At 50.4% G+C, this 22,014-nt stretch carries 25 protein-coding genes; 11 read left to right on the top strand and 14 right to left on the bottom strand.

Features of this window, described 5'->3' with window-relative positions; all coding sequences use genetic code 11:
- Nucleotides 1-24: 24 nt before the first annotated feature.
- The 4 genes from Dvar_RS37150 to Dvar_RS37135 all read left to right on the top strand — a co-directional run bounded on the left by Dvar_RS37150 (nucleotide 25) and on the right by Dvar_RS37135 (nucleotide 2,536).
- Nucleotides 25-870: a leucine-rich repeat domain-containing protein gene (locus tag Dvar_RS37150; RefSeq protein ID WP_419658516.1), complete on the top strand. Its 846-nt coding sequence runs from the start codon at nucleotides 25-27 to the stop codon at nucleotides 868-870.
- A 475-nt stretch (nucleotides 871-1,345) separates the two neighbouring features.
- Nucleotides 1,346-1,648 (top strand): BrnT family toxin, encoded by a 303-nt coding sequence (locus Dvar_RS37145; protein ID WP_419658515.1) that lies wholly within the window; start codon nucleotides 1,346-1,348, stop codon nucleotides 1,646-1,648.
- The gene (locus tag Dvar_RS37140) at nucleotides 1,645-1,911 is read left to right on the top strand and encodes a BrnA antitoxin family protein (RefSeq protein ID WP_419658514.1); all 267 of its coding nucleotides are present in this window, start codon (nucleotides 1,645-1,647) and stop codon (nucleotides 1,909-1,911) included. The genes Dvar_RS37145 and Dvar_RS37140 overlap by 4 nt, the downstream gene beginning before the upstream one ends.
- Nucleotides 1,912-2,167: 256 nt before the next feature.
- Nucleotides 2,168-2,536 (top strand): hypothetical protein, encoded by a 369-nt coding sequence (locus Dvar_RS37135; protein WP_419658513.1) that lies wholly within the window; start codon nucleotides 2,168-2,170, stop codon nucleotides 2,534-2,536.
- Between the two features lie 250 nt (nucleotides 2,537-2,786).
- On the opposite strand, the gene Dvar_RS37130 is transcribed toward Dvar_RS37135, so the two are convergent.
- The 5 genes from Dvar_RS37130 to Dvar_RS37110 all read right to left on the bottom strand — a co-directional run bounded on the left by Dvar_RS37130 (nucleotide 2,787) and on the right by Dvar_RS37110 (nucleotide 5,640).
- On the bottom strand, nucleotides 2,787-3,194 hold the full coding sequence (locus Dvar_RS37130; protein ID WP_419658512.1) for a hypothetical protein: 408 nt from the start codon (nucleotides 3,192-3,194) through the stop codon (nucleotides 2,787-2,789).
- A 3-nt stretch (nucleotides 3,195-3,197) separates the two neighbouring features.
- On the bottom strand, nucleotides 3,198-4,133 hold the full coding sequence (locus Dvar_RS37125; RefSeq protein WP_419658511.1) for a zinc dependent phospholipase C family protein: 936 nt from the start codon (nucleotides 4,131-4,133) through the stop codon (nucleotides 3,198-3,200).
- 286 nt (nucleotides 4,134-4,419) lie between these two features.
- The gene (locus Dvar_RS37120; protein ID WP_419658510.1) at nucleotides 4,420-4,587 is read right to left on the bottom strand and encodes a hypothetical protein; all 168 of its coding nucleotides are present in this window, start codon (nucleotides 4,585-4,587) and stop codon (nucleotides 4,420-4,422) included.
- 231 nt (nucleotides 4,588-4,818) lie between these two features.
- Nucleotides 4,819-5,001: a hypothetical protein gene (locus Dvar_RS37115; protein ID WP_419658509.1), complete on the bottom strand. Its 183-nt coding sequence runs from the start codon at nucleotides 4,999-5,001 to the stop codon at nucleotides 4,819-4,821.
- Nucleotides 5,002-5,514: 513 nt separating this feature from the next.
- Nucleotides 5,515-5,640, bottom strand: a complete 126-nt coding sequence (locus Dvar_RS37110; RefSeq protein ID WP_419658507.1) for a 4Fe-4S binding protein — start codon at nucleotides 5,638-5,640, stop codon at nucleotides 5,515-5,517.
- 6 nt (nucleotides 5,641-5,646) lie between these two features.
- Between Dvar_RS37110 and Dvar_RS37105 the strand changes: the two genes are divergently transcribed.
- From Dvar_RS37105 to Dvar_RS37095, 3 genes are all read left to right on the top strand, one after another.
- Nucleotides 5,647-6,066 (top strand): hypothetical protein, encoded by a 420-nt coding sequence (locus Dvar_RS37105; protein ID WP_419658505.1) that lies wholly within the window; start codon nucleotides 5,647-5,649, stop codon nucleotides 6,064-6,066.
- Between the two features lie 4 nt (nucleotides 6,067-6,070).
- A complete protein-coding gene (locus Dvar_RS37100) occupies nucleotides 6,071-6,184 on the top strand; it encodes a hypothetical protein (protein ID WP_419664217.1) in 114 nt (37 codons plus the stop codon).
- A 105-nt stretch (nucleotides 6,185-6,289) separates the two neighbouring features.
- Nucleotides 6,290-7,429, top strand: coding sequence for an AAA family ATPase (locus Dvar_RS37095; protein ID WP_419658503.1), 1,140 nt, complete (start codon nucleotides 6,290-6,292; stop codon nucleotides 7,427-7,429).
- Nucleotides 7,430-7,569: 140 nt separating this feature from the next.
- Here the strand turns inward: Dvar_RS37095 and Dvar_RS37090 are convergent, their stop codons facing one another.
- The 5 genes from Dvar_RS37090 to Dvar_RS37070 all read right to left on the bottom strand — a co-directional run bounded on the left by Dvar_RS37090 (nucleotide 7,570) and on the right by Dvar_RS37070 (nucleotide 11,706).
- Nucleotides 7,570-9,810 carry a heme lyase CcmF/NrfE family subunit gene (locus Dvar_RS37090; RefSeq protein WP_419658501.1) on the bottom strand — a complete coding sequence of 747 codons (2,241 nt, stop codon included), beginning with the start codon at nucleotides 9,808-9,810 and terminating at the stop codon, nucleotides 7,570-7,572.
- Nucleotides 9,807-10,193 (bottom strand): cytochrome c maturation protein CcmE, encoded by a 387-nt coding sequence (locus tag Dvar_RS37085; RefSeq protein ID WP_419658500.1) that lies wholly within the window; start codon nucleotides 10,191-10,193, stop codon nucleotides 9,807-9,809. Before Dvar_RS37085 ends, Dvar_RS37090 begins: the two co-directional genes overlap by 4 nt.
- The gene (locus tag Dvar_RS37080; protein WP_419658498.1) at nucleotides 10,190-10,318 is read right to left on the bottom strand and encodes a CcmD family protein; all 129 of its coding nucleotides are present in this window, start codon (nucleotides 10,316-10,318) and stop codon (nucleotides 10,190-10,192) included. The genes Dvar_RS37085 and Dvar_RS37080 overlap by 4 nt, the downstream gene beginning before the upstream one ends.
- A gap of 61 nt (nucleotides 10,319-10,379) precedes the next feature.
- Nucleotides 10,380-11,054 carry a cytochrome c biogenesis protein gene (locus tag Dvar_RS37075; protein WP_419658496.1) on the bottom strand — a complete coding sequence of 225 codons (675 nt, stop codon included), beginning with the start codon at nucleotides 11,052-11,054 and terminating at the stop codon, nucleotides 10,380-10,382.
- A 7-nt stretch (nucleotides 11,055-11,061) separates the two neighbouring features.
- Nucleotides 11,062-11,706, bottom strand: a complete 645-nt coding sequence (locus tag Dvar_RS37070; RefSeq protein ID WP_419658494.1) for a heme exporter protein CcmB — start codon at nucleotides 11,704-11,706, stop codon at nucleotides 11,062-11,064.
- 791 nt (nucleotides 11,707-12,497) lie between these two features.
- Between Dvar_RS37070 and Dvar_RS37065 the strand changes: the two genes are divergently transcribed.
- Together Dvar_RS37065 and Dvar_RS37060 are read left to right on the top strand one after the other, a co-directional pair.
- Complete coding sequence (locus Dvar_RS37065) at nucleotides 12,498-13,352, top strand: hypothetical protein (protein WP_419658492.1); 855 nt, start codon at nucleotides 12,498-12,500, stop codon at nucleotides 13,350-13,352.
- Between the two features lie 800 nt (nucleotides 13,353-14,152).
- Nucleotides 14,153-16,084, top strand: a complete 1,932-nt coding sequence (locus Dvar_RS37060) for a serine hydrolase domain-containing protein (RefSeq protein ID WP_419658490.1) — start codon at nucleotides 14,153-14,155, stop codon at nucleotides 16,082-16,084.
- On the opposite strand, the gene Dvar_RS37055 is transcribed toward Dvar_RS37060, so the two are convergent.
- The 3 genes from Dvar_RS37055 to Dvar_RS37045 all read right to left on the bottom strand — a co-directional run bounded on the left by Dvar_RS37055 (nucleotide 16,081) and on the right by Dvar_RS37045 (nucleotide 19,249).
- Entirely contained in the window at nucleotides 16,081-16,710 is a 630-nt protein-coding gene (locus Dvar_RS37055) for an ABC transporter ATP-binding protein (RefSeq protein ID WP_419658488.1), read from the bottom strand. The two genes, Dvar_RS37060 and Dvar_RS37055, sit on opposite strands and share 4 nt — an antisense overlap.
- A 151-nt stretch (nucleotides 16,711-16,861) precedes the next feature.
- A complete protein-coding gene (locus tag Dvar_RS37050; RefSeq protein WP_419658486.1) occupies nucleotides 16,862-17,932 on the bottom strand; it encodes a hypothetical protein in 1,071 nt (356 codons plus the stop codon).
- Nucleotides 17,933-17,998: 66 nt separating this feature from the next.
- Nucleotides 17,999-19,249, bottom strand: a complete 1,251-nt coding sequence (locus Dvar_RS37045; RefSeq protein WP_419658484.1) for an adenosylhomocysteinase — start codon at nucleotides 19,247-19,249, stop codon at nucleotides 17,999-18,001.
- A gap of 118 nt (nucleotides 19,250-19,367) precedes the next feature.
- Between Dvar_RS37045 and Dvar_RS37040 the strand changes: the two genes are divergently transcribed.
- Together Dvar_RS37040 and Dvar_RS37035 are read left to right on the top strand one after the other, a co-directional pair.
- A complete protein-coding gene (locus Dvar_RS37040) occupies nucleotides 19,368-20,297 on the top strand; it encodes a LysR family transcriptional regulator (protein WP_419658482.1) in 930 nt (309 codons plus the stop codon).
- Nucleotides 20,298-20,602: 305 nt separating this feature from the next.
- A complete protein-coding gene (locus tag Dvar_RS37035) occupies nucleotides 20,603-20,794 on the top strand; it encodes a hypothetical protein (RefSeq protein ID WP_419658480.1) in 192 nt (63 codons plus the stop codon).
- 167 nt (nucleotides 20,795-20,961) lie between these two features.
- Here the strand turns inward: Dvar_RS37035 and Dvar_RS37030 are convergent, their stop codons facing one another.
- Entirely contained in the window at nucleotides 20,962-21,750 is a 789-nt protein-coding gene (locus Dvar_RS37030; protein ID WP_419658479.1) for a hypothetical protein, read from the bottom strand.
- Nucleotides 21,751-22,014: the final 264 nt, after the last annotated feature.

Raw genomic sequence — 22,014 nt, 5'->3', positions numbered from 1 at the left:
CAAAAACCATGAAAAGGAAACAGGATGAACAGTAAACTCCCGTCAACACCGCAAGGTGCCGGGGTGAAACGCGCCTGGACCATGAAGGACACCTCCGTGGCCGGGCACATCTGGGAACTGGTGATGCTGATTGCGCCTGGCGGGATGATACCGACGGCCGAGCCGATCCTGATGCGTGAACCCGAGCTCGACTACGAGGCGATCATGGCCGAGCTCGAGTCGGTCTGCGACAGCATGGAACATGATATTTTCAGCCTGCCCCGCACGGTGACCTTCAAGGACGCCGATCACGAGGCGGAGTGCGTGGTGCGGCTGAACGCGCTCCTGGCCCAGGCCGGGCGCATTTCGCGTGCCGGGGCCGAAGGCCTGGCCGACGACATCCGGTTTTACGAGAACTGGTTGACCTGCATCGCTCCCTGCGCCAATATTTTTCCCGGCGTTGACGAGGCGGTCCGGGCGGGCCAGGATGCCTGCCGCGTCAACCTCAACGATGCCCCGCTTCACGGAGACCTTGCCGAGCTGAGTGCCTGCCCCAACATCATGTCCCTTGCTCTGGGCGGCCACTACAATGACGATGAGATCGGCTGGCCGGTATCCTTTGATTTTTCCCAGCTCACGAAACTTCGCGCCCTTTACCTTGATAACAACGATTTCCCGGATATTCCCGAAAGCGTGCTTGAATGCCGTAACCTGGAGTGTCTCAGTCTTCGCGAGAACCAGATCGTCTTCCTGCCGGAAAAAATCGGCCGCCTGACCTCGCTGCGCTGGCTGGACCTGCGTCGCACACCGGTGGAGCCAGACCAAATTGATTATGCCCGGGCGGTTCTCAAAGATTGCGAAATATTGGTAACGGAGAGAGCGTATGGATAAACCGTCTGCTAAGACGCAAATAGTGTGATGGAGCCTTATGAATTAATCGTTCATGTACGTGACACAGATTGACGATGTACCGGGGCCGCCCATTAAAGTGCGCCCATTAAAGTGCGGGCCGCGCTAACCAACTGCAATGAAATTGAAAAGGTTAAAAATGTAGCCCTATTTTGGGCCTATTTGGCGATTTTCGGGGCTGAAAATCGCAATATAGGCTGATGGTCAAACAGAGCGCTTTAAGGAGTCCTCCGGTCAAGTTTGTGAAAATATGAAAAAGGACGGCAGGTGAAGATTTTTTTCTTTAGCCGCCGCTTCATTTTCTGTTTTTTTGGATGAATTTTGTTTAAGGCGCAAAGATCGTTTCTGACAAAGCTATTAACCATTAATGTTTGTCATCCGGGGCTATGATGGCTATGTCCGCCATGGCTGCCTTTTTCGATTGACATGCTGTATATAACCATAATATACGGAATGTATGGTGAAACCCAACACAATTCTATCCCATTGTATTGGTTTTGAGTGGGATCAAGGCAATATTACCAAGAGTTGGGAACTCCATGACGTCTCAACCAGCGAGTGTGAACAGATCTTTTTCAATAAGCCAATTATCGTTAACCGTGACAAAGAACATTCTAAACTTGAAAATCGATATTACGCTCTTGGCCGAACGAACCTGAACCGATTCCTATTTGCAGTGTTTACAATCCGAAATTCAAAAATAAGGATCATTTCCGCTCGGGATATGACCGATTCGGAGATGGAAAGGTACCTTAAATGAAAAAGAAACCACCAAAATTTAACAGTGAGGCCGAAGAACGCCTGTTCTGGCAAAAAAACGATTCTAAGGATTATATTGACTGGACTGATGCGGAGGAAGTGGTTTTTTCTCGCTTGAAACCAACGACAAAAACCATATCCATCCGTCTTCCTGAGTCCATGATTGAAGATCTGAAGCTGCTGGCAAACAAGAGGGATGTCCCTTATCAGTCATTGTTAAAAATATTTCTGTCGGAACGCATTGATTCTGAATTACGGCAATAATCCACTCGTCAGTTCAAACATCTTTTTCAATCCCACAAAGAGAAAAAGCCCAAAGCGGTAAAGGGGCTTGATGTGATATTTTCGTTGAAGCGGCTGTCAGAAATACTTTAACCGCCGATTTAATCTACACATCTCAATTGCGCCTTACGGACACCCCCGTTCAATTCTCGAATTCAACAGTGTGGCTGCTATCCGGTAGCGCTATGGGGCTTGGCTGGCTCGATTGGTCACCCATATCCCAAATCGTTACGAGCAGATGGTGCGATATTACGGCTACTATTCAAACAAATCGCGCGGCATGCGGAAAAAGGCCGGCAGCGATGATCAGGTCCCAGCGCTGGTCGAGTCGTCAGTATCCTCGGCGGCATTTCGGAAAAACTGGGCTCGATTGATCCAGAAAATATACGAGATCAATCCGCTCACCTGCCCGAAATGTCAAGGCCTCATGCGGATTATCGCGTTCATCGAGGACGATTGGATTATCAAAAAAATACTGAAGCATCTGGGGCTATGGGAGACCCACAACCATGACCCGACGGCCCCCGATTCTTCCCTATCAATCGATGCGCTCACTTACGCCGACGCCTATTCTCAGCTACCGCCCATTGACTATTGGCTTGAATAGTGAATCTTACTGGACAGTCTATCTGCGTCCAAATTTTCGCGAAAACGCTTTGTTGGACAGCTAAAAATCTCAAAATGAGGTATGGCGAGATTCATTGGGCGGCATGTTCTCAATCGCCAAATTCGTCAAGTCTTGCTGTGCACTACATATTGCGTCATCATAGTCCTTAACACCCAATTGACGCCTTGGCATACTCGGTCCGACAAAAAGCAAGTTCCTATCTTTATCTTTTGAACAGGTCCCGAAACTCTTACCGGCACACGCTGTCCGCATTCAGGGTAAATTTGCAGGACGCTTTGGATCTCCATAAATTAGCGTCCATGGCTCTGCTGCAACCGGCATCTTCCAGTAATCCACGCTTGCCCTTCTTATCGCAGACCAGCACAATGCCGTGCCTGTTTTCCTGCTGCACTTTAAGCGTATATTTTGAAAAAGGTTCAAGCAGCTTGGGATCGTGCTGGGTTGCCAGTTTCAGCAAATCCGCGTCACTGATTCCTTTGGGCGGTTTTTTATATCGGACCGTTGATTCCACGGCCGATGAAAGTTTAGTCAGGGCCGAACCCAGCCGGCTCATCTCCTTTTCATCAATTTTCTCTTTTTTCCCGCATCCTGCCATCACCAGTACGATTATAAAAAAAATAAAAAAAAGTTTTTTCATGACTTATTCCCCATCCCAGAATACCAGTTGGCCATCTTCATCTCTGCCGGTATCCAGATTCCAGTTGCCGATGGTTTCAAGATACGCATCATCATCGCTCAGCACCCCGCGGGCAACCCATGACCACATGGTCCCCACATGGCCGACAGCTTTGTCAAAAAGGTCATCAAAATGGATGGGCGCTTCCGGGGTTTCCAGGGCTTCCACATACTGCATATCAACATCCTCGGCTTCAGGATACAAGAGCCCCAGGCCTGCTGAAACGTGACGGGCAAGGGGCATGAGAATATTGTCTGCACCGGCAATTTCTTCCACCATGAACTTGAATCGTCTGTGCCACTTATTCATATCCGGCGGCCCCGCTTCAAATTCATCAGGATAGACGTCCCGGAGCATTTTTTCCCACAATTCCCGAATGTCCGGATCGAGTTGATCCGGGTCTTCCAGATCTCCACATCGCCCGATCCCCGAATCAAGATGCTCCGCCAGCACGATATCTCCCAGATTCATTCGCTGAAAGATATAGGCATCCTGGTTCATCTCACAGACCCGGTGCATGGTTTTGTTCTCATCATAAGGACCGACTTTCATCTCCACCACAGGATGAATCGTGACATCGGTGGCCACATGGGCGCAATACCCCAGCAGCCAGGCCAGACCTTTCTGCTGCGCATCACCGTCCATTTCTTTAAGGTACCGGATACCTGCATGAATCATCTCACCGGTCTGGGTATAGTGCATGGCATCCGCCCACCTTGCGGCACTGCTGTCATCCATGGCAAGATAGGGATAATCAGGACTGACGGCTCCCAGTTCACAGAATTTGAAATAATCCAGAATCGTGATGATCGCATCCTCCGGAAACCCTGGAATTGCTTCCAGTCGCATGGGCTCTCTCATCTCATTTTCCAGTGTAATGTGAGTATATGCACCAGACATGAAAATCTCCTTGTTGGCCGAAATCAATTATTCCACAAATAATTGCAGACACATTCCGATAAAAGCACCTGACAGGATCCCGTCTTTTATTCAAAGCATGTGGGATCCAGAGACTTCAGAAAAACCGACAACCATACCCCGGCTTATCCATCCAAGTGTTTTATGCGTATTTTGGACTGCGGCTTCCACCTTGGGGGGGTGAGTAAAAGATGTATTTTTACCATATCCCGCATCTGGAATCCAATATGAGTCTATTTTTTTTGTGGAATTACCTGCCACCGCCTTTTTAGCGGTGAAGGCCGGTCGTAAGGCGGCTTTCCGGAATCCGGTAAGAATCAGGATCACCAGCGCCGAGCACCGGGTTCATATCCTTGACGATGTCAATCAAAGAAAAGCCTTTCTTGATCAGGCGAAGCGCGTTGACCTCTCTTACCAATTGATCAAAATTTTTCAAGACTTCCGTCTCATTGACCATCTCCGGCCGCGGCCTGAAAAGCAGCCATCACCGAAAGTATCAAAAAATAAATTCCTATTTTGAAAATCCGTTCATCCATTATCAGCCCTTTGATTTTCAGATTATAAAAGGACCAGATTGAAGTGGTCGAGGAGGCCATCGGCCATCTGATTGTTTTTGAGAAGTCTATACCATCGATCGATCCTTCTACCAGATACGAGGTAATCTTGTTCATGAGCTTGCCGTACCAAACCCTATTTCTAAAAGATGATCCTTTTTATTGATCGCCAATGCGTTATATACAAAATCATTGAGCTCGACGTTTCCCTTGTCAAATATGATGGGCGCAATAACCCAACCAAATATGCCGCTTGGCTTTCTTGCCTGCTGAGAAAAAAAAGATGAAAAAGTCATTTGGATCCTTCATTGAAGCCGTTGCTCGGTTTAGGTGATTGGAGAAAGATATACTCCAGAAACCATTATCTAGTTTCTCCTATTAAGCAAGTTATCCAGAGGCAAGGGTGACAAGGGCCATGCTCAGCATTTGACCGATTAATCTCATTGTTGCCACAGTTCTCGAAGCAAGCCCATACTGTTTTTTTTTGGACACTGCTCATGATGGCGTTCATATTGGGTGGGGAAAATAAGGAAAATCTCACCAATAGGACCCTGGAATCCAACATGAGCCTAAATAATAAGGTGTGACTTCAACATACAATAACGCGCCGATTATATCAAAGCGCTTATTTTCCGCATCGGCTCATTCTTTTTCCCTAAGATAGAGGCTTCATAGAATGTTGCGCATCATCCAAGACCTCTCTCCCGGGCCATCCGCATAAATTGCGCAGATGTGTCGACCGGAACTGCATGCCGTTTTGACTCTTCCTTGGCAACCAGAACAGCCGCGTTACATTCACACCGCGCCACTCAGAGCCCGCAGCCGATGCATCGGTCTAAATCGACGACGGCGGATTCGTCCACCACCGTGATGGCATTCATCTGGCAAATGGCTTCACAACGCCCACAGCCGGTACAGCTTTCCGTGTCCACCATGGCATAATGATTTGTGTTGGCGATTTTGGCCGGCTGATCCAGCCGATTGAGATTTTTCAGGAACAGGCAACAGCACCCGCAACACATTCAGATTACAAACGGATTTTGAGAATTCGAGGGCTGAAGCACCAACCCGGCTTCAACACCCTGGCCGATAATCGCCAGGGCCTCCGCCTGGGAAATGCGGCGCCCCAGGCCCTTCTGTTTTATACTCACTGGGCTTTCGCAGAAGAATTTAAAAAACGCTACCCCCAGATCAAACTCAAACCGGAACGGTTGATTACCGATGAAGGGAGCTTGTTTTGCTCAGGCGGCTACAGCGCCGGACTCGATTTGTCGCTGTATCTGGTGGAAAAATACTGCGGGTATGAAGTGGCTCTGCAATTAAACGACTGCTGGAAAATGGCGCCCACTCCACTCCTTTGATGAAATCACCGACCGGGTCGGTTATGCAGACAGCAGCACCTTCCGAAGAATCTTTGCCAAACATACCGGCCTGGTGCCGACAACGTACCGCAAACAATTTCGACGCATTATCGACTGATTTCTGCCTCCCTTAGGATAATAACTATTTGACTTTTATTCGCTTACGAAATACGTTAATAACGTATCATGAAAAAAGTAACGTTAATAACGTATTGGTGTCAAAATGCGTAACCCATTCAAATACGGCGGCATCGTCACTGGGCCATATTTTGCCGATCGGTCCGGGGAAATCAAAACCTTGAAACGCGAAATCGAAAACCTCAATCGCGTGTTCCTTGTTTCACCCCGCAGATTCGGCAAAACGTGTCTGCTGCACAACCTCATGGGCAGCCTGGATCCGGATGGCTATGCCGTTGCCTACATCGACCTGAACGCTTTTCCGGACCTGCGATCTTTTGCCGGTGCCGTCGCCAGTCTAACAACAAAGGCGCTTGAAACAAACACGGATAAACTGATTAAACTATTTGCCGGCTTTAAACGGTTACGGCCAAATATCAGCATTGGTTCTGAAGGCGACGTCAGCGCCAGCCTCGAATTAGCTGTTGAGGAAAAAGAGGCCATAGCGGCACTGATCGAAGGTTTCGCCCATGCCGATGCGCTGGCCCAGCGAAAAAGAAGGACACTTGCGATTATCATTGATGAATTCTCCGACATCGAAAAATACAATGGCGGAGCGGTTGAAAAGGCGTTACGCGCTGAGATCCAGACGCATCAACACACCAGTTACATCTTTTCCGGCTCGGAAATGTCCGTGATGCTTTCCATGGTGCAGAACAAGAAACGGGCCTTTTACAAGATGGGGCGCATCATGGCCCTGGAACCAATCAAACAGGAAACGTACGAAGGGTTTATAAAGGGGTGGTTTGAAAAGGGGGGGTATTCGATTTCCACCGACTGTGTTCGCGAAATTATCGATCTGGGCCAGGGTATCACTTATAATGTCCAACGACTCTGTCATACCGCATGGGAGGCTGCCATTGAGTCGAAAACGATTGATGCGCCGTTGACCGAAACCTTGCAGGCAATCATCGTCAAGCAGGATGCCCCCCACTACGAAGTGTTGTGGCAAACGATCAGCGCCACGCAAAAGGTTTTGTTGATCGCGTTGGCGCAGGATCCCGACACACCGCCTTTTTCCAAAGCGTTTCTGTTGCGTCATAAGATCGGCCCCGCATCCTCGATCAATGCATCGCTTGCTTCACTGGTAAAAAAAGGAATCTTGGTGCGCCAAGGCCCTGGCGCCCAGTACCGCTTTTCCGATCTGTTTTTCCCGTTTTGGATCAGGGAAATCGGAAAGCTTTAGGCACCGTTTTTCCTCATATAGCATTCAAGATAATGTTTTTGGGCTTCGTTATCGGTCGTCGCAGTATTGATTATGCGGCTTCCTCCCTCTATCCTTGCCAAAAACATTATCTTAAACACTATAGCACTGTTACAGCGAATTCATCGCGGTCGGCGCCGGATGATTCCAACCACACCGCCAAAGAGCATGAGAAAAGTGCCGACCCATAAAAGGGTCATGCCCGGTTTGATGCTGACGTCCATAATCACCGATGCTTTCGGCTTTTCGGCATTTTGCGCGTTCTCAGCGTCGACGCCGGGCCCGTCGTAAACCAGGGTGACGGTTTTCTCATCGGCATTGATTTGTACCAGGCTCACGAATGCCGCTTCATTACCGGGAAGTTTCTCGCGGCGCTCGGCGGCCTTGGGTTGTCCTTGCCCCATCTTCATCACCGGCAATAATTCAACGGAATCTTCCGTTTTGTAAGCGACCGTCAGCCGGGCGCCCACGGATACGCCGGTCGTTGCGTTTTGTCCCATACCATGGATATCGTATCCGTTGAAGGTGATGGTGTAGGGATCGCGGTGAATGGTCTGGCCTTTTTTTATTACGATCTGATTGGCCGGTGCTTTTTTTCGACCGGAATCATAGTCCACCGGAGAAATATAAAGATCCGAGAAAATTCCCCGTTTGATATACGGATGAATAAACCGCTGGGGTTGACCGCCTTCTTTTCTCTCCACGTAAATATCCGGTCGGGCAAGAAATCTTGCCTTTCCTTTTTCAATGTCAAGCGGCAGTTCCAGGCGTTCTCCTTTGCCGTGGTTAAAAATCTGAGGCGCTGACAGGGTGATGGCATAACCAAAGACCGGCTTCGTTTCCCCCTGGAAAAAGCGCTGTTTTTCCGATCGGTCATACACAGATGAGGCAATGATGCCCAAAAACATCAGGCCCACCCCCAGGTGAACCAGCGCGCCGCTGGACAACAAGAAACGCCGGCGCGCAAGGCCTGTGACCAGTGCCAGGTTCAGGCCGGTTGCACCGCCGGCGGGAATAGCGACGAGCAGGCTGCGAATGTCAAAAGCGCCGTGCCAAACCGTGACAGCCAGGGCGATGACGGCGCCTGCGGCGGCCCAGGGCAGTTTTTTGATCAGTCGGGATGGCTGATTGCGGCCAAAGGCCATCAAGGGGACGAATGAGAGTAAAAGCAGGATCAAAACGGCCAGGGGCAGGTTGGTTTGCACATAAAAGTCCGTCGATACCTTAGAGGCCTTGGCCATCATGCGTGTGATCAGCGGTGCCGAGGTGCCCAGGCCGGTGACCAGGCAGGACATGCATAAAAGGGCGATGGCCGCGATAAAACCGAATTCACGGGAAAAATAGGCGATTTCAGTGTTGGCGGGGGCGGGCAGATCCTTCCAGCGCAGGGCCAGGAGCCAAACCGCCAGAGCGATGAAGACGCCCATGAACAGCACGAGCAGACCGGTAATGCCCAGGTCGGTGAACGAGTGCACGGAGAAATCGGCCAGGATTCCGGAGCGCGTGAGAAATGTGCAGTAAATAACCAGAACAAAGGCAAACGTTACTAAAAAGAAATTGGTTTTACGAAGCTGCTTTTTGGTGTCCTGCAGGATCATGCCGTGCACCAGGGCCGTGCCGGCCAGCCAAGGCAGCAAAGAGGCGTTTTCCACCGGATCCCAGCCCCAGTAGCCGCCCCACCCGAGGACTTTGTAAGACCAGAATCCGCCGATGATGATCCCGGCTCCCAAGGTGACGTAGGCAAAAATGGCCCAGGGCAGTCCGGGCTTGATCCAGCCGTCGTAGTCCCGGCTCCACAGGGCGTTGATCGCAAAGGCAAAAGGAATGGCATAGGCGGCGTACCCCAGAAAAACAATGGGCGGGTGGATGGCCATCCAGGGGTCCTGCAGCAGCATGTTCATTCCGTTTCCGTCGGCCGGCGGCACGGCCGACATATGAAACGGGCTTTGCTTGATCAACAGGATCACCAAAAACAGGTTGCTCAGGTTGTAAACGAGCATCACGCGCGGTTCCTGGCGTCCGGATTGATAGATAAGAAAAAGACCCAGCCAGGCCCCCAGAAAAACCCAGAGCAGAAAACTGCCCTCCTGGCCAGCCCAGAAGGAACTGATCCGATAGATAAGGGGCAGATCGCGTGATGAATAGCGGGCCACATAACTGAAAACAAAGTCGTTGCCCAGAATGGCCAGCATCAGGGAGATGCTGGCCACGGTAACGCAGGCGGTAAACGCGGTAAACCCCAGCCGGGCGGTGGTTTTGATACCAACCGGGTCTGGTTTGAGTAGTAAAAAGAGATAACCGATTGAAGAAATGCAAAGGGCCGCCAGTCCAAGCCACATGCAAAGCCCGCCAAGATTGTTCATTCGCCGTTAACCCGCCCTTCATATTTGGTGGGACATTTGACCAGTAATTCACTGGCTTCGAAAACCGCTTTTTTTTTCGCATAGCAGCCGATGGCCACGATTTTGGTGGCGTCGTCAAAATTTCCGGGCCTTGGGCCATCATATTCCACAACCATCTTTGCGCCACCGTCTTCCCGAAGCGTGAAAACCAGCTTATTCGTATCAAGATCGTATTGATCCGACCCCTTGACCGTCATTCCGGCCACCTGCACCGATCGTTCATGAGCCATGGCTTCTGCCACGGTCACGTAAGGGGTGAGGGCGGACTGAAAGGCGTTAAAAGCCAGCCCCATGGCAAGGACGATAACGATGCCACCGATGATATGCGCTTTTTTTAATTTCATCGGTGGTCGCCCTCCGCCAAATTCTCAAGGCGTTTGATTTTTCGATCCAGGATAAAAAGGTACGCCGCAATGCCCAGCCAGATGACCAGATTCACTCCCAGGACAAATCCCAAACCGTCTTTCATGCTATTCCTCCAGCGACTGTAATGGTCGAATTTGATGATTAACAACAAACGTCATATACGATCACCGATCGTTACCAAAAGGCGTCACCGATGCACGGCGATGCTCCAGAACCAGTACGCGCATCCTGAGCCGCAGCATCCAGACGTAAAGTCCCGTATAGGCGGCCATCGATCCGATAAACACCTTCAATGTCACGGAATCCATGCCGGGGCTGACCGGGTTCATGGTATCTTCGGGATGCAGCGACAGGGTGATGCGGGGCATGATGAAGACCAGAAAAGGAACCGTGACAAAGGCCAGAATGGCATAAACAGCGGCAAAGCGCTTTTTTTTCTCTTCATCCGGGACGGCCGATCGAAGGGCAAAATAGGCCCCGTAGATCATTAGCAGCAGAACGATGGAGGTTTCCCGGGGATCCCAATTCCAATACGATCCCCAGGTGACCTTGGCGAAAATGGAGCCTGTGGCCGTGGCCAGGATACAGAAAATAAACCCCAATTCAGCAGCGGCCAGGGCCAGGTGATCGGCCCGGGTGCGCCGTCTGGCCAAAAACAGCGCACTGCCGATCATGGAAAGCAAAAAAGAAAGGCTCGCCACCCAGGCCTGGGGAACATGAAAAAAAAGAATCCGCGATGTCTGCCCTGGAAAACCCTGGGCCGCCTCGGTTAGCCGGAACGCGGCGATGATGATGAATCCCATCCACAATAATAGCCCTATTTTATATACAATTTTCACCAGCCGGTTATTCCTCCCAAATCAGCGGAAATAAAAATAAGGACATGACCGTCATGATCACGGCGTAGGCCAGGGCGATGCGCACCTCAGGCCACCCGGCCGGGTCCAGTCCGATGGCGGCCCGCTCACATCCCTTGATGGCCGTGATCATCAGTGGCAGCAAAAGCGGAAAGGACAGGGCGGAAAACAACGCGCCCCTGGCGCTGGCCTGGGCGATCATGGCTGCGACGATGGTGGTTGCGGCGGCAAGGCCCAGACCCGCGCTGACGATCATAGCCCAAAAACACCCCAAAAGCCGGATGTCGTATCCCATCAAGACCACGAAGGCCGGCACAATAATGATTTCCAGCGCGCCCAGCAGGGTCAGATTGAAAAACAGCTTGCCCAGAAACACCGCCTGTGGCCTTGCACTGAGCTTGAGCACATCCATGGTGCCGGCTTCCTGTTCCTTGACAAAGGACCTGGAAAGGCCCGAAAGCGCCGAGAAAACAAGGATAATCCAAAGCAATACGGCGTTGATAAACGGTTTTTCAGTATCCGCGATGCGATGGGCGCCGATGGAAAAGCTGACCGCAATCAGGGTGGTCAAGGCAAACATCAGAATCGCGTTGACGGCATACCGCGTTCTAAACTCAGCTTTAAGATCCCGCATCCAGATCGCCGTCGCTTCACTCAGACAGGTTGATGATTCGGTCTGCGTATTTCACCTCCTGCGCCCGTATTCACAAAAAACGCCCCGAACCTTACAGAAAAAGTCGCGGTTTTCAAGTCATGTTTGATCATCAAGAAAAAAATACGATAGGCATCCAAACGATGATGTATACAGACTGCAGCGTAAAATAATAGGTTCTCTCCAAAATTTTAAATCTTTTATAATCTCTATCGCTGATCATTCAAACTTAATATCTTGCCATGCGCTAAGCAAATTGCAGCTGTAGCGGGAGTTTCTCATGGTGTCATCGACGCTTGTCGAAAAAGGGCAAAGACCGCATTCCTCAAAGTCTACAGAGACTGCATACAACGAAATACTTGTGAAAAAAATTAGGGTGCAAAAAAAAAGGGAAAACTGCATCCGATTGATCGTATAAATAGAATAGTAACATGGCCGATGACCAAAACGGGAAAAACTCAGCAGAAAACTCACTGAGTGGATCAAATTTGAATAAAGATCAACAGAGTTGGATAAATACCGTTAAGAATTTTAATGTTTCTCAACCCAGCATATGGAGCGAAAAGTGAAGGGAACGGGAGAGAAGGGGATGTCAAACTACTTTGTAGAGAAAAAGATAGTGTTTAAGATAATATTTTGGGCAAGACTATATGAAGGAATCTGTATAATGAATACCGCTTTCGACGGTAAAGAAAACCCAAAAACTTTATCTTGAATGCTAAAATAACCCTGATGAATGAATTAACGCCATAACTAACAAGAAAGGAGGCTCTATGAAAAATAGTGTGATTAAAATCTTGGTTATATCTTTTGGAGAGAAAATGCTGCGAATCTTCAACAAAACTATCAGAGTAAAAGGGGTGCTGACCACGGATGTCATTTTAATGTCAGCATTCATGCTTATATTTTTTATTTCTTGTGGTGGCGGAGGAGGCGGCGGAGGTGGAACTGATTCTTCAGTTTCATCCGAGAATTATGAAGGTGAATGGCTTATTACCCGAACGCCCGATCCTGTCACTCTGGATAGTAATTATTCCTGCAATATTCATAATGAAAGTACTTATCTTTCTAACATTACGATTGACGGCAATGCGGCGACTATTTCCATTCCCGATGTAGCCACATTGAATGGAACATTAAATGGATCACAATGCGATTACATCAGCTCCTTTGAAGCAGATGGGGGCAATGTCTCTTTTGAAGGAACCTTAGAATTAACCTCTTCAACTGAGTTTACAGGGTCGGGTATCTTCCGCTATGAAATAGAAGATCGGTATTGTGAATGGGTCGAAGACTACCATGGAACGAAGGAACAGAATACTCAAGACTGTGTCTCTGTTGTTACAGGCGACTGGGAGTTCGCATGGCAGTACAGAGGTACAACGCTTTTAACGTTTACCGGTGGCCAGCTCAGAAAGTCAGAATGTTATCTTGCCTACGATACGGATAATATTTTTTCGGGAGAATTGATCAACAGCCAATGGTCAGGCGAGAATACAGCGCAAGGATTTAGTTTTGAAGGCACATTTTCAGGTAATCCTGCCACGAGCTTTAGAGGAACAGCAACCACGATTGATGGAGTGACTTACACGATGGTGGGCGCACAAGGCGTGAATCAACAATTTTAGGGTTCGCGGAAAAATAAAATCGCAAATTGTCAGTGTTCAGGCGCCCGCTCAGCAAGGCGCGCAGGCATATTTCGTGTTTTCGCAACGCCGCTGAGCGGGATGGATGGACGCTGAAAATGTGAAATTATTTTTGCGCGAGCCCTTAGATGCTTCGCTGCGGGTAACAAACTAAAATGCTATGGTTTGATTTGAATTCGTAACGTTTATTATTGCAATTACTGAGGCGTTGATCAGTTGAAATGCGATTTTTTATGTTATGGTTATTGTTTCAATATTAGAAGAATGCATCACTACCGTAATTTCTCGTATTCATCACCTAAAAACCACTAAAATCGGCTCAGTCAAACCGATGACCAAAGCACTCTTCACCCTTGGCGTTGCTGCCTTCCGGTTTTGCAACAGTCATTCATGCAAGGATAAAAAATGATACTATAAGAAAAAGGTACTTTCCCTCCATAGGAAAATTCAAAATCTGCCCAGCCGGGTCAGAAAACACCGCAATCATCCGAAGCTTGCCTATGCCGCTTAACCCTTGTCTATTCTGCTGCCAGATTAATAATGTTCTCACTACTCCAGCATTGGTTTAAAAGTTGCAACAAAAATTTTGTACCATCAGACTTGTTCTTTTGCATCATCTGCTTACGTTGCATTGACGGCCAAAAATTTCAATAGGCGACGCATCGATGCGTTTTATCCTTGAACCAACGTCCGGCGCAATCTGGTGCTATTCATTTTTTCCGCGGCCCTGACAATCAGCCAGAGCTTCGTCAAAATAATTTTTATGGAAAGGAATTGATTTTATGACATTATATAGACGGCTATTTTGTATTATTTTCATCAGCATTTTTCACTTTAACTGCTTGGATGCCAGTACCCTAACAGTGAACCATGGGCAATCAGAGGTTGAATTCAGGCCCGACAAAGATTTGATTTGCCTCCATCATGATTTTGCGCCAGACCCGGATGATGGTCATGCCACCGTTGCCAACAAGACCATTGTCTCGCAATACGGTATAATCCCGCTGGTTGTGGCGGGCGCCCATGACCGATACAATGAAACTGGCAAGAATAACTATCAGACCAAAGGCGAAGTGGTTATGCAGGCCGCTTGGGGCAACAACTGGCTGAATGCTCATGCCGATTGGCAAGGATCCGTAAAAAAGGCGGCGGATGCCTGGCGGAAGACACTCGACAACGGCGGGCATATATGGATTGCCGAAGGCGGGATGGCCGACTTTACGGCGGATGTGCTGAAATCAGTAAGCCATACGTATAATCGGCAAACAACCAGAAAACGCATCCATATTATCCAGCACAGCCGTTGGAACGAAAACCATTCCACGCCGGATAGGCTGACCTATGTGAAAAAAAACACCCATTATCTTAAGATTGATGATGGCAATTCCGACCAAAATGATACAGCAGGATTGATGCTGAAATATAGCTCCAATAACAAGTCGACTATTGAACGCTTTATGCGGCAGGCGGAAAAATCCAGATACGCGGATATTTGGCAAGCGGCCTTTGATTTCCTGAGCCTGGTCACTGATCAAGGTTGGCCGGAAGGCCGGAAGCTGGACTTTTCAGATACGGTGGAGCTGTTATATATTTTGGGTATTGAAAAAACGACCATTGATAATTGCACTGATTTTGCGACTATTTTTTTGAAAAACAAGGAAAGCGTTTTTCCCGGAAAAAACTGGCAAAAGGCTTCCCCTGACAGTCAAGGCGTTGATGGCGATGCACTCGATAATGCAATGCAATACCTGGATAAAAATCTGGCCGGAGTCGGCACCGATGAGATGGTCATCGTACGTAACGGCTACATCATTTATGACGGTGCTGCCGCAAATTCCAGGCACTCCATTTATTCCGGCACGAAAACATTTACGACGACGGTTTTAGGCCTATTGATCAAGGAGGGGCGCATATCCTCGATCAATGATCGGGCGGTAAAATATCTTCCACGCCTGGATGACGAGTATCCGGCATATTCGGCGATTACCCTTAAGCAGCTGGCGACGTTCACCTCAGGATACACTGCAGATATAACGGCGAAACCCGACATGCACTGGGGTAATCCAAATGGCTACCTGACACCAGGAAGACCGTCGGCACCTCCCGGGACCCAATTTAACTACCATGATCCGGGCATGCATCAGCTGGGTAACATCTTGACCAGGGTATCCGGTGAAGGCCTGGAACAAACCTTTAAAACAAAAGTGGCCGACATCATTGGTATGCAGAATTGGCAGTGGCACCACTGCGGTTATGGTAATAACGGAGAATCCACTACCGTTGTGGCGAATTTCCTCAATCCTTCCGGCATCTATGGCGGCGGAATCCACGCAACGGCTTTGGATATTGCCAGATATGGCCTGCTATATCTCAATCGGGGCAATTGGAATGGCCGGCAAATACTCAGCCCTGGCTGGGTCGATGAGGCGACAACCAACCAGGTCCCCCTGGATATATCCAACCAAGGACCGGATCAGCGGGGTAGAATGGGATATTTATGGTGGACCAACGGTATCGGTGTGAATGGTGCGAGGCGCTGGCCGTCGGCACCGGCTAAAACCTATACTTTCCATGGAAGAAGCAGGAATTTTTGTTTTGTTGTTCCAGAATGGAATATGGTCATCGTGCGATTGTCTCCCCCTGCTTCTACAGCAACGGAAATGTCTGTCTGGGATGGTTTCTTTTCACGGTTAAGCCCCGGTATTTCTGACTAGTCCCGAGACAGGTTGATGGTTCGGTCGGCGTATGCCACCTCCCGACCATCGTTTGACGCGATAATGGTCATGCCGCTTCCCCGTTGCTTGTGAACAATACGCTCAACGATTTTAAATCCCTTGCTGTCGAGGTTGGCGCCGGGTTCGTCCAAAAGCAGCAACGGGGGGGCATGAACCAGTGCCTGGGCCAGCTTGAGGCGTTGTTTCATCCCTGAAGAATACTCCCGGCAAGGCTTGTCCGCCTGTCCGGTAAGGCCGGCTTCCGCCAGCATTTCCAAGTGACCCGACCGGTCACGCAAAAGCCCCCGAACCTTACAGAAAAACGCGAGGTTTTCAAGTCCTGTCAGCTCATCGTAAAGTGAAATCGCAGGGGCCGCCAGACCTATATATCTGCGCCTGTCGGTTTTTGGGATGGCGGTATTGTCTTTGGTCAGGCTGATTTGCCCTGTTGAAGCGCTTGTCAGCCCGGCAATGATGCGCAACAGGGTGCTTTTTCCCGATCCGTTCCAGCCGGTAATGGCAAGCACATCACCGCAGCTCAACGAAAACGAGATGTTTTTAAACAAAAGGGTGCTGGCGTAGTGTTTGCCCAGGCCTTCGACTTTTAGAGAATACGTTGTGCCCATAGGTTTGCAGAATTCAGTTCCAGTTTACTACATAAAAGCAAAGTTCAAATCCCCCATTTCGGGGATTTTGAAATCAAAGAAATAAACCTTACCAAAACTCAGCCGTCAGGATGGATTTCTCAAACAGCCTCTCAGGCACTATTGATAACCATTATTTCGATTGACGGATGGTCTCCGACAGCCCCCGGGTCAAGGTCAAAACGCGCGTGGCCAGCTCCGGGGTCAGGGACCCCAGGCCGCAACTGGGGGTAATCAGCGACTGCTGAAAAAGGGTCTCAGGCGATACGCCAAGGGCCTCGACCTGAGCGAATTGATCCTTCCAGACGGCATGCAGGTTGTCGACCGTTTCGCGTTCGATTTCCTCGGGTTTCAGGGTGGGGACGATCCCCCAGGCAATGATCCCGCCATCTTCGATAAACGATTTGATCTGTGCCCCGTAAAGAATAAACCGGTCGAAATAGGCATAGGCGTCAAAGTTGACGATGTCGGCACCGGATTCCAGTACCAGGGACCAGTCCGTGTTGGCGCACACATGAATGCCGGCCAGTCCGCCCTCGGTGTGGATGGCGTCCACCACCTCTTTCAGGCAGGCCAGAATTTCGTCCTTGGACACGCTGATCATTTCCGATGATCCAAACCCGGCCAGTGCCGGCTCATCGATGAAAATGATTACCGGGCAGCCCGGTCCCGACAGGGTGCGGATTTGCCACCGGGCGTTGAGCCCCAGATGCTTGACCGCCGCATCGCGCAGGGTCTCGTTGTAAAAAATGGCCCGGTCGTCCTGATCCTTGGCCCCCATGCAAAAGGTGATCGGGCCGGTCACCTGGCCCTTGACCGCTGTTGGCGTGTCCTTCAGATGGCCAAGCGTATCAAGCAGCGTGGCAACGCCCTTGCCCGTGGATTCAGCCAGGGCAAAGCGGGAACCGGCCAGCTGCTCCGGCGCCTCGCTCAGCGCCATGTAATCCTCGAAAAAGGCCAGCAGTTCGGCGTCAAAGTTTTGTGCAGTCGTGTCGATAAAGGTCTTGCCGCCTTGCTCCACCACACCCGGCATGCCCGGCATGAACTGCGGAATCATGCCTTCCTGAGCAAAAACCGGCAGCTGTACCCACAAGGGGATGGCCGGCGTATAATCCATAATTAATCGCGATGCCGCCGGATGATCGTCCAAAGGGATACTGCCGATGAGCATGGGCAGGCAGGCGGGTTGTAGGCGTGATGACATAAGGTTCTCCTTTAATTGTAATTTTTTGTTGCAGTCAGTCAAATGGGTGCTTGCGAATCAGAACCCTCAGGTTCCCATATCATAGGAATTAAGGTATTGTCTCTGCTCCTTAGTAAGATTATCGATATGAATACCCATGCCGCCCAGTTTGAGCTGGGCAATCTCGGCGTCGATGGCTTCCGGTACACTATAGACGCGATTGTTCAATCGGGCCGCCTCGCGAACCAGATACGCACTGCACAGGGCCTGATTGGCGAAACTCATGTCCATGACACTGGATGGATGTCCTTCGGCGGCCGCCAGATTGACCAGGCGCCCCTCTCCCAAAAGATGGATGCGGCGGCCGTCGTCAAGGGTGAATGCTTCCAGGTTGTCGCGAATGACATCCCTGGTGATGGCCATGGCGGCCAATGCTTCAAGATCGATTTCAACATTAAAATGGCCGGCGTTGCACAGTATGGCGCCATCTTTCATGGCTTGGATGTGCGCGTGAGTGATGACCCGCGTGTCGCCGGTCACCGAACAGAAAAAATCACCGATAGGCGCGGCCTGAGCCATGGGCATCACCTGGTAGCCATCCATTACCGCTTCCAGCGCCCGTACCGGATCGGTTTCCGTGATGATCACGCGTGCCCCCATGCCGGCGGCACGCATGGCCACGCCCCGCCCGCACCAGCCGTATCCGGCGACAACAAAATGGCTGCCGGCGATCAGCCGGTTGGTGGCCCGCAGAATGCCGTCGATGGTGCTCTGGCCGGTGCCATAGCGGTTGTCGAACAGATGTTTGGTGGCGGCATCATTGACGGCGATAATCGGATATTCCAACACTCCTTGCTTGGCCATGGCACGCAGACGGATCACACCGGTGGTGGTCTCCTCGGTGCCGGCAAGGATGGTTTCCATCAGATCACGGCGCTGGCTGTGAACGGTATTGACCAGATCCGCACCGTCATCCATGGTCAGGTGGGGCTGAGCATCCAGTACGGCATGGATGTGGCGGTAATAGGTGTTCCGGTCCTCACCGTGAATGGCGTTTACGTCGATTCCGTCATCGACCACCAGGGATGCAGCCACGTCGTCTTTGGTGCTCAAGGGGTTGGAGGCGCACAGATGGACATCTGCGCCGGCGGCCTTCAAGGTCTGCATGAGCACAGCCGTCTCGGTGGTGACATGCAGGCACGCGGCCAGGCGTTTGCCGGCCAGCGGTTGCTCCCGGCTAAAACGGTCCTTGATGGCGGTCAGTACGGGCATGGATTGTGCTGCCCACTCGATTTTTTTACGGCCCTGTCCGGCCAGGCTTTTATCGTGAATATCCATGGTCTGATCCTCCTTTTCATATCCCTTCATTATTGACAATAGATTCTGATTACCTTTATAGCCGGAGAAGATGCATTAGTGAAATTAATTGATTTAATCTGTTAACCCAGTGTGGCTTATGCTTCCCGATTTCAATCGCCTCAAAGTTTTTTATCATGTCCATCGGTTGGGCAGTATTGCCGCCGCGGCCGAGCCGTTGCATCTCAGTCCGTCGGCCGTCAGCCAGCACATCCAGAAGCTGGAGGATGAGCTGCGCACCCCATTGTTTACCCGCCTGCCGCGCAAACTGGTGGCAACACCCGCTGCGGACCGCTTGTTCGCCATCCTGCAGCCTTTTGTGGTCGGCCTGGAGCAGGGGCTTCAGGAAATTCAGGCCGCCCGTGGCAAGCCCCGCGGATTGCTGCGCCTGGGTGCCCCAATGGCGTTTGGTGAAAGTGTGTTGCCCCGGTACATGGCCATGTACCGCAAACGGCACCCTGAGGTGCGGTTCCATTTGCAGCTGGGGCATCCCAGTTTCCTCCTGCCTGCTGTTCGCCAGGGGAAACTCGATTTTGCCTTTGCCGACATTTTTTCCGCTGATGATCTGGATGATGACGGCAAGCATGGGCTCAGTTCGCGTCCCCTGGTTGCAGAGGAATTGATTCTGGTCTGTTCGACGCCTTTTTTCGAGGAGCGGATCAAAGGCAAAAAGATCCCGGATGTTTTTGATCAGGTTTCCTTCATTGCGTATGATCCCTTTGCGCCGGCCTTGCGCAGTTGGACGAAGCATCATTTCGGTCTGTTTCAGTTCAAGCCTGATATCGCCCTATCCGTGGAAAGCGTGCGGGCGGTAATCACCGCCGTCGAGCATCATCTGGGCCTTGGCGTCGTGCCCGCCCATCTGGTGCAAGCCGCTTTGGATCGGGGAGACCTGACCGGTATCGAATTGGGACACCGGCCGATGATCAATCATATCGCCGTTGTCCAGCTGGCCAACAAGATTCCCACCATTACGGAAAAGAGCTTTATCGGGTATGTGGAAAAGCGGTGGACGGTGGAATCCGAATAACCCATGAAAAACTTTGACCCGGATCAGCGGGCTTGTTATACATCAAGATTCCTGCCTAAACTGGGCGATTCAAATTTTGGTATGCATGAAAATGGGCAAGCATGGTAACACGATAGCTCATTATTGCGTCCCAAAATTTGAACCTCTGACGGGGTTGCCGGTCTCACCGCATCTACGGCGTTAGATGTCTTCCCGCATAGGCGACTATAGCGGAAAGACACCTGCCTTGTACATGCGGCAAGCTCGGCAATCGCCCAGTTTAGTTAATCACGACTCAGTGACAGCAATGGACAAGGTGGGTGAGAATGCGAAAGATAGCAAATCAAGACGAACAGATTTTAAGGGCAAGCAAGGAGATCGTGGTCAAATTCATCGAAACCGGGCGCCTGTCTCCGACCGGTTTTCCCGAAGCGTTCAAATCCATTTATCGAACGGTGAATGACACCGTCAAGCAGGCGGCCACCGTTCAGGACACGGACGCTTGTTCTGATGATTGATGGATCCATTGGCTGGATAATTAGTGTCCATCCAGAAATAGGAAAATTTGGTTGAGATTAAGCCTCCCGAAAAATTTTACCACAGGCATATAGTTGATATTCCGAGGATAAAATTTTTCGCGCAACGCTGATATCGGGCAAATTGGCCATTTCTGGATGGGCACTAATCAGGCGCTGACCGCTAATTCAAAGCCACCCGTTATGCTGGCCAATTCCATTTTCTGAATATATGCGGACCGGGTGGTTTGCAGAACCTGGTCGGTCAGATGCTGCATGGTTGGGCTGGCCGTGTTCTCATCACGGCGGCTGTGCAGCAAGGCGGCAACGGATGTGGCCAGTCGATCCTGGCGTCCGCCGAAATCCTTGACGGCCTGAACCAAGTCATCGGAAAAGTTGTCGATATGACGCATCAGTGCCTGGAGGCGACCACGCGGCGCATGATGCATGGCGCTTTCTATGACGACGGATTCTTCTGTTGCCACCATGGCCTGACGATCGTAAGAGAATGACGCCTCCAGGCTGGAAATCGTATCCAACTCCTCCAACAGGGTTGCGTCCTTTACCATTTCATCGAGATTACCGTTTAAAAAATCGTCAATCATCGTGCCGATGGTTTGAAGGGCCGCCCGGATATCTTCCCTTTCATCCGCATTGAGATCGCCGTTTATTTCAATGGCCATCTCATCCTGGCGGGAAGATTCAAAATAGGTAGTCCGGGAAAACACCTGTCGATCGCCCTGGTCAAGCGTGCCCTGATCAATACCGGCATGGGTTTCCACAAACGATGCCAGGTTCAGTGTGACAGTGTCGCCTTCATCGGTGGTCAGGGTCACATCTGTGCTTTGTGAAAGGGATGCTGAGCCGACGACCGTCTGCTGACGCTGAGCATTTCCGGTGGTGGCAAAGGGGCCGCTCGAAAAGGGGATAACCGATTCTGAATTGAAAATGGGATTCATCTGAGGCACCTCATGGATCGATTTGCTTATGATAACATATCGGCCGTCGATATAAATTCTTTATCAAAAATGATTGTCAGATCCGTTTCAAACGATGAATTCCTGGGACAAAAGGCCACTTCAGCCTCTTTCCCATTAGGCTGGATTGGCCTCTGCATTAAAAATTTGCCAACATCCATACCATATTCCATGCTCTCTATTAATTGATCCATTTTCTGGCACGTGTATTGCCAGTGTACCAGAAAAATCTACTCTTCTCTTTTC

This window comes from Desulfosarcina variabilis str. Montpellier, from assembly GCF_048565275.1.
In the GTDB taxonomy this organism is placed as follows: Bacteria; Desulfobacterota; Desulfobacteria; order Desulfobacterales; family Desulfosarcinaceae; genus Desulfosarcina; species Desulfosarcina variabilis.
The sequence above is the reverse complement of the archived record's forward strand: the minus strand, read 5'-3'. Positions and strand labels throughout refer to the sequence as shown.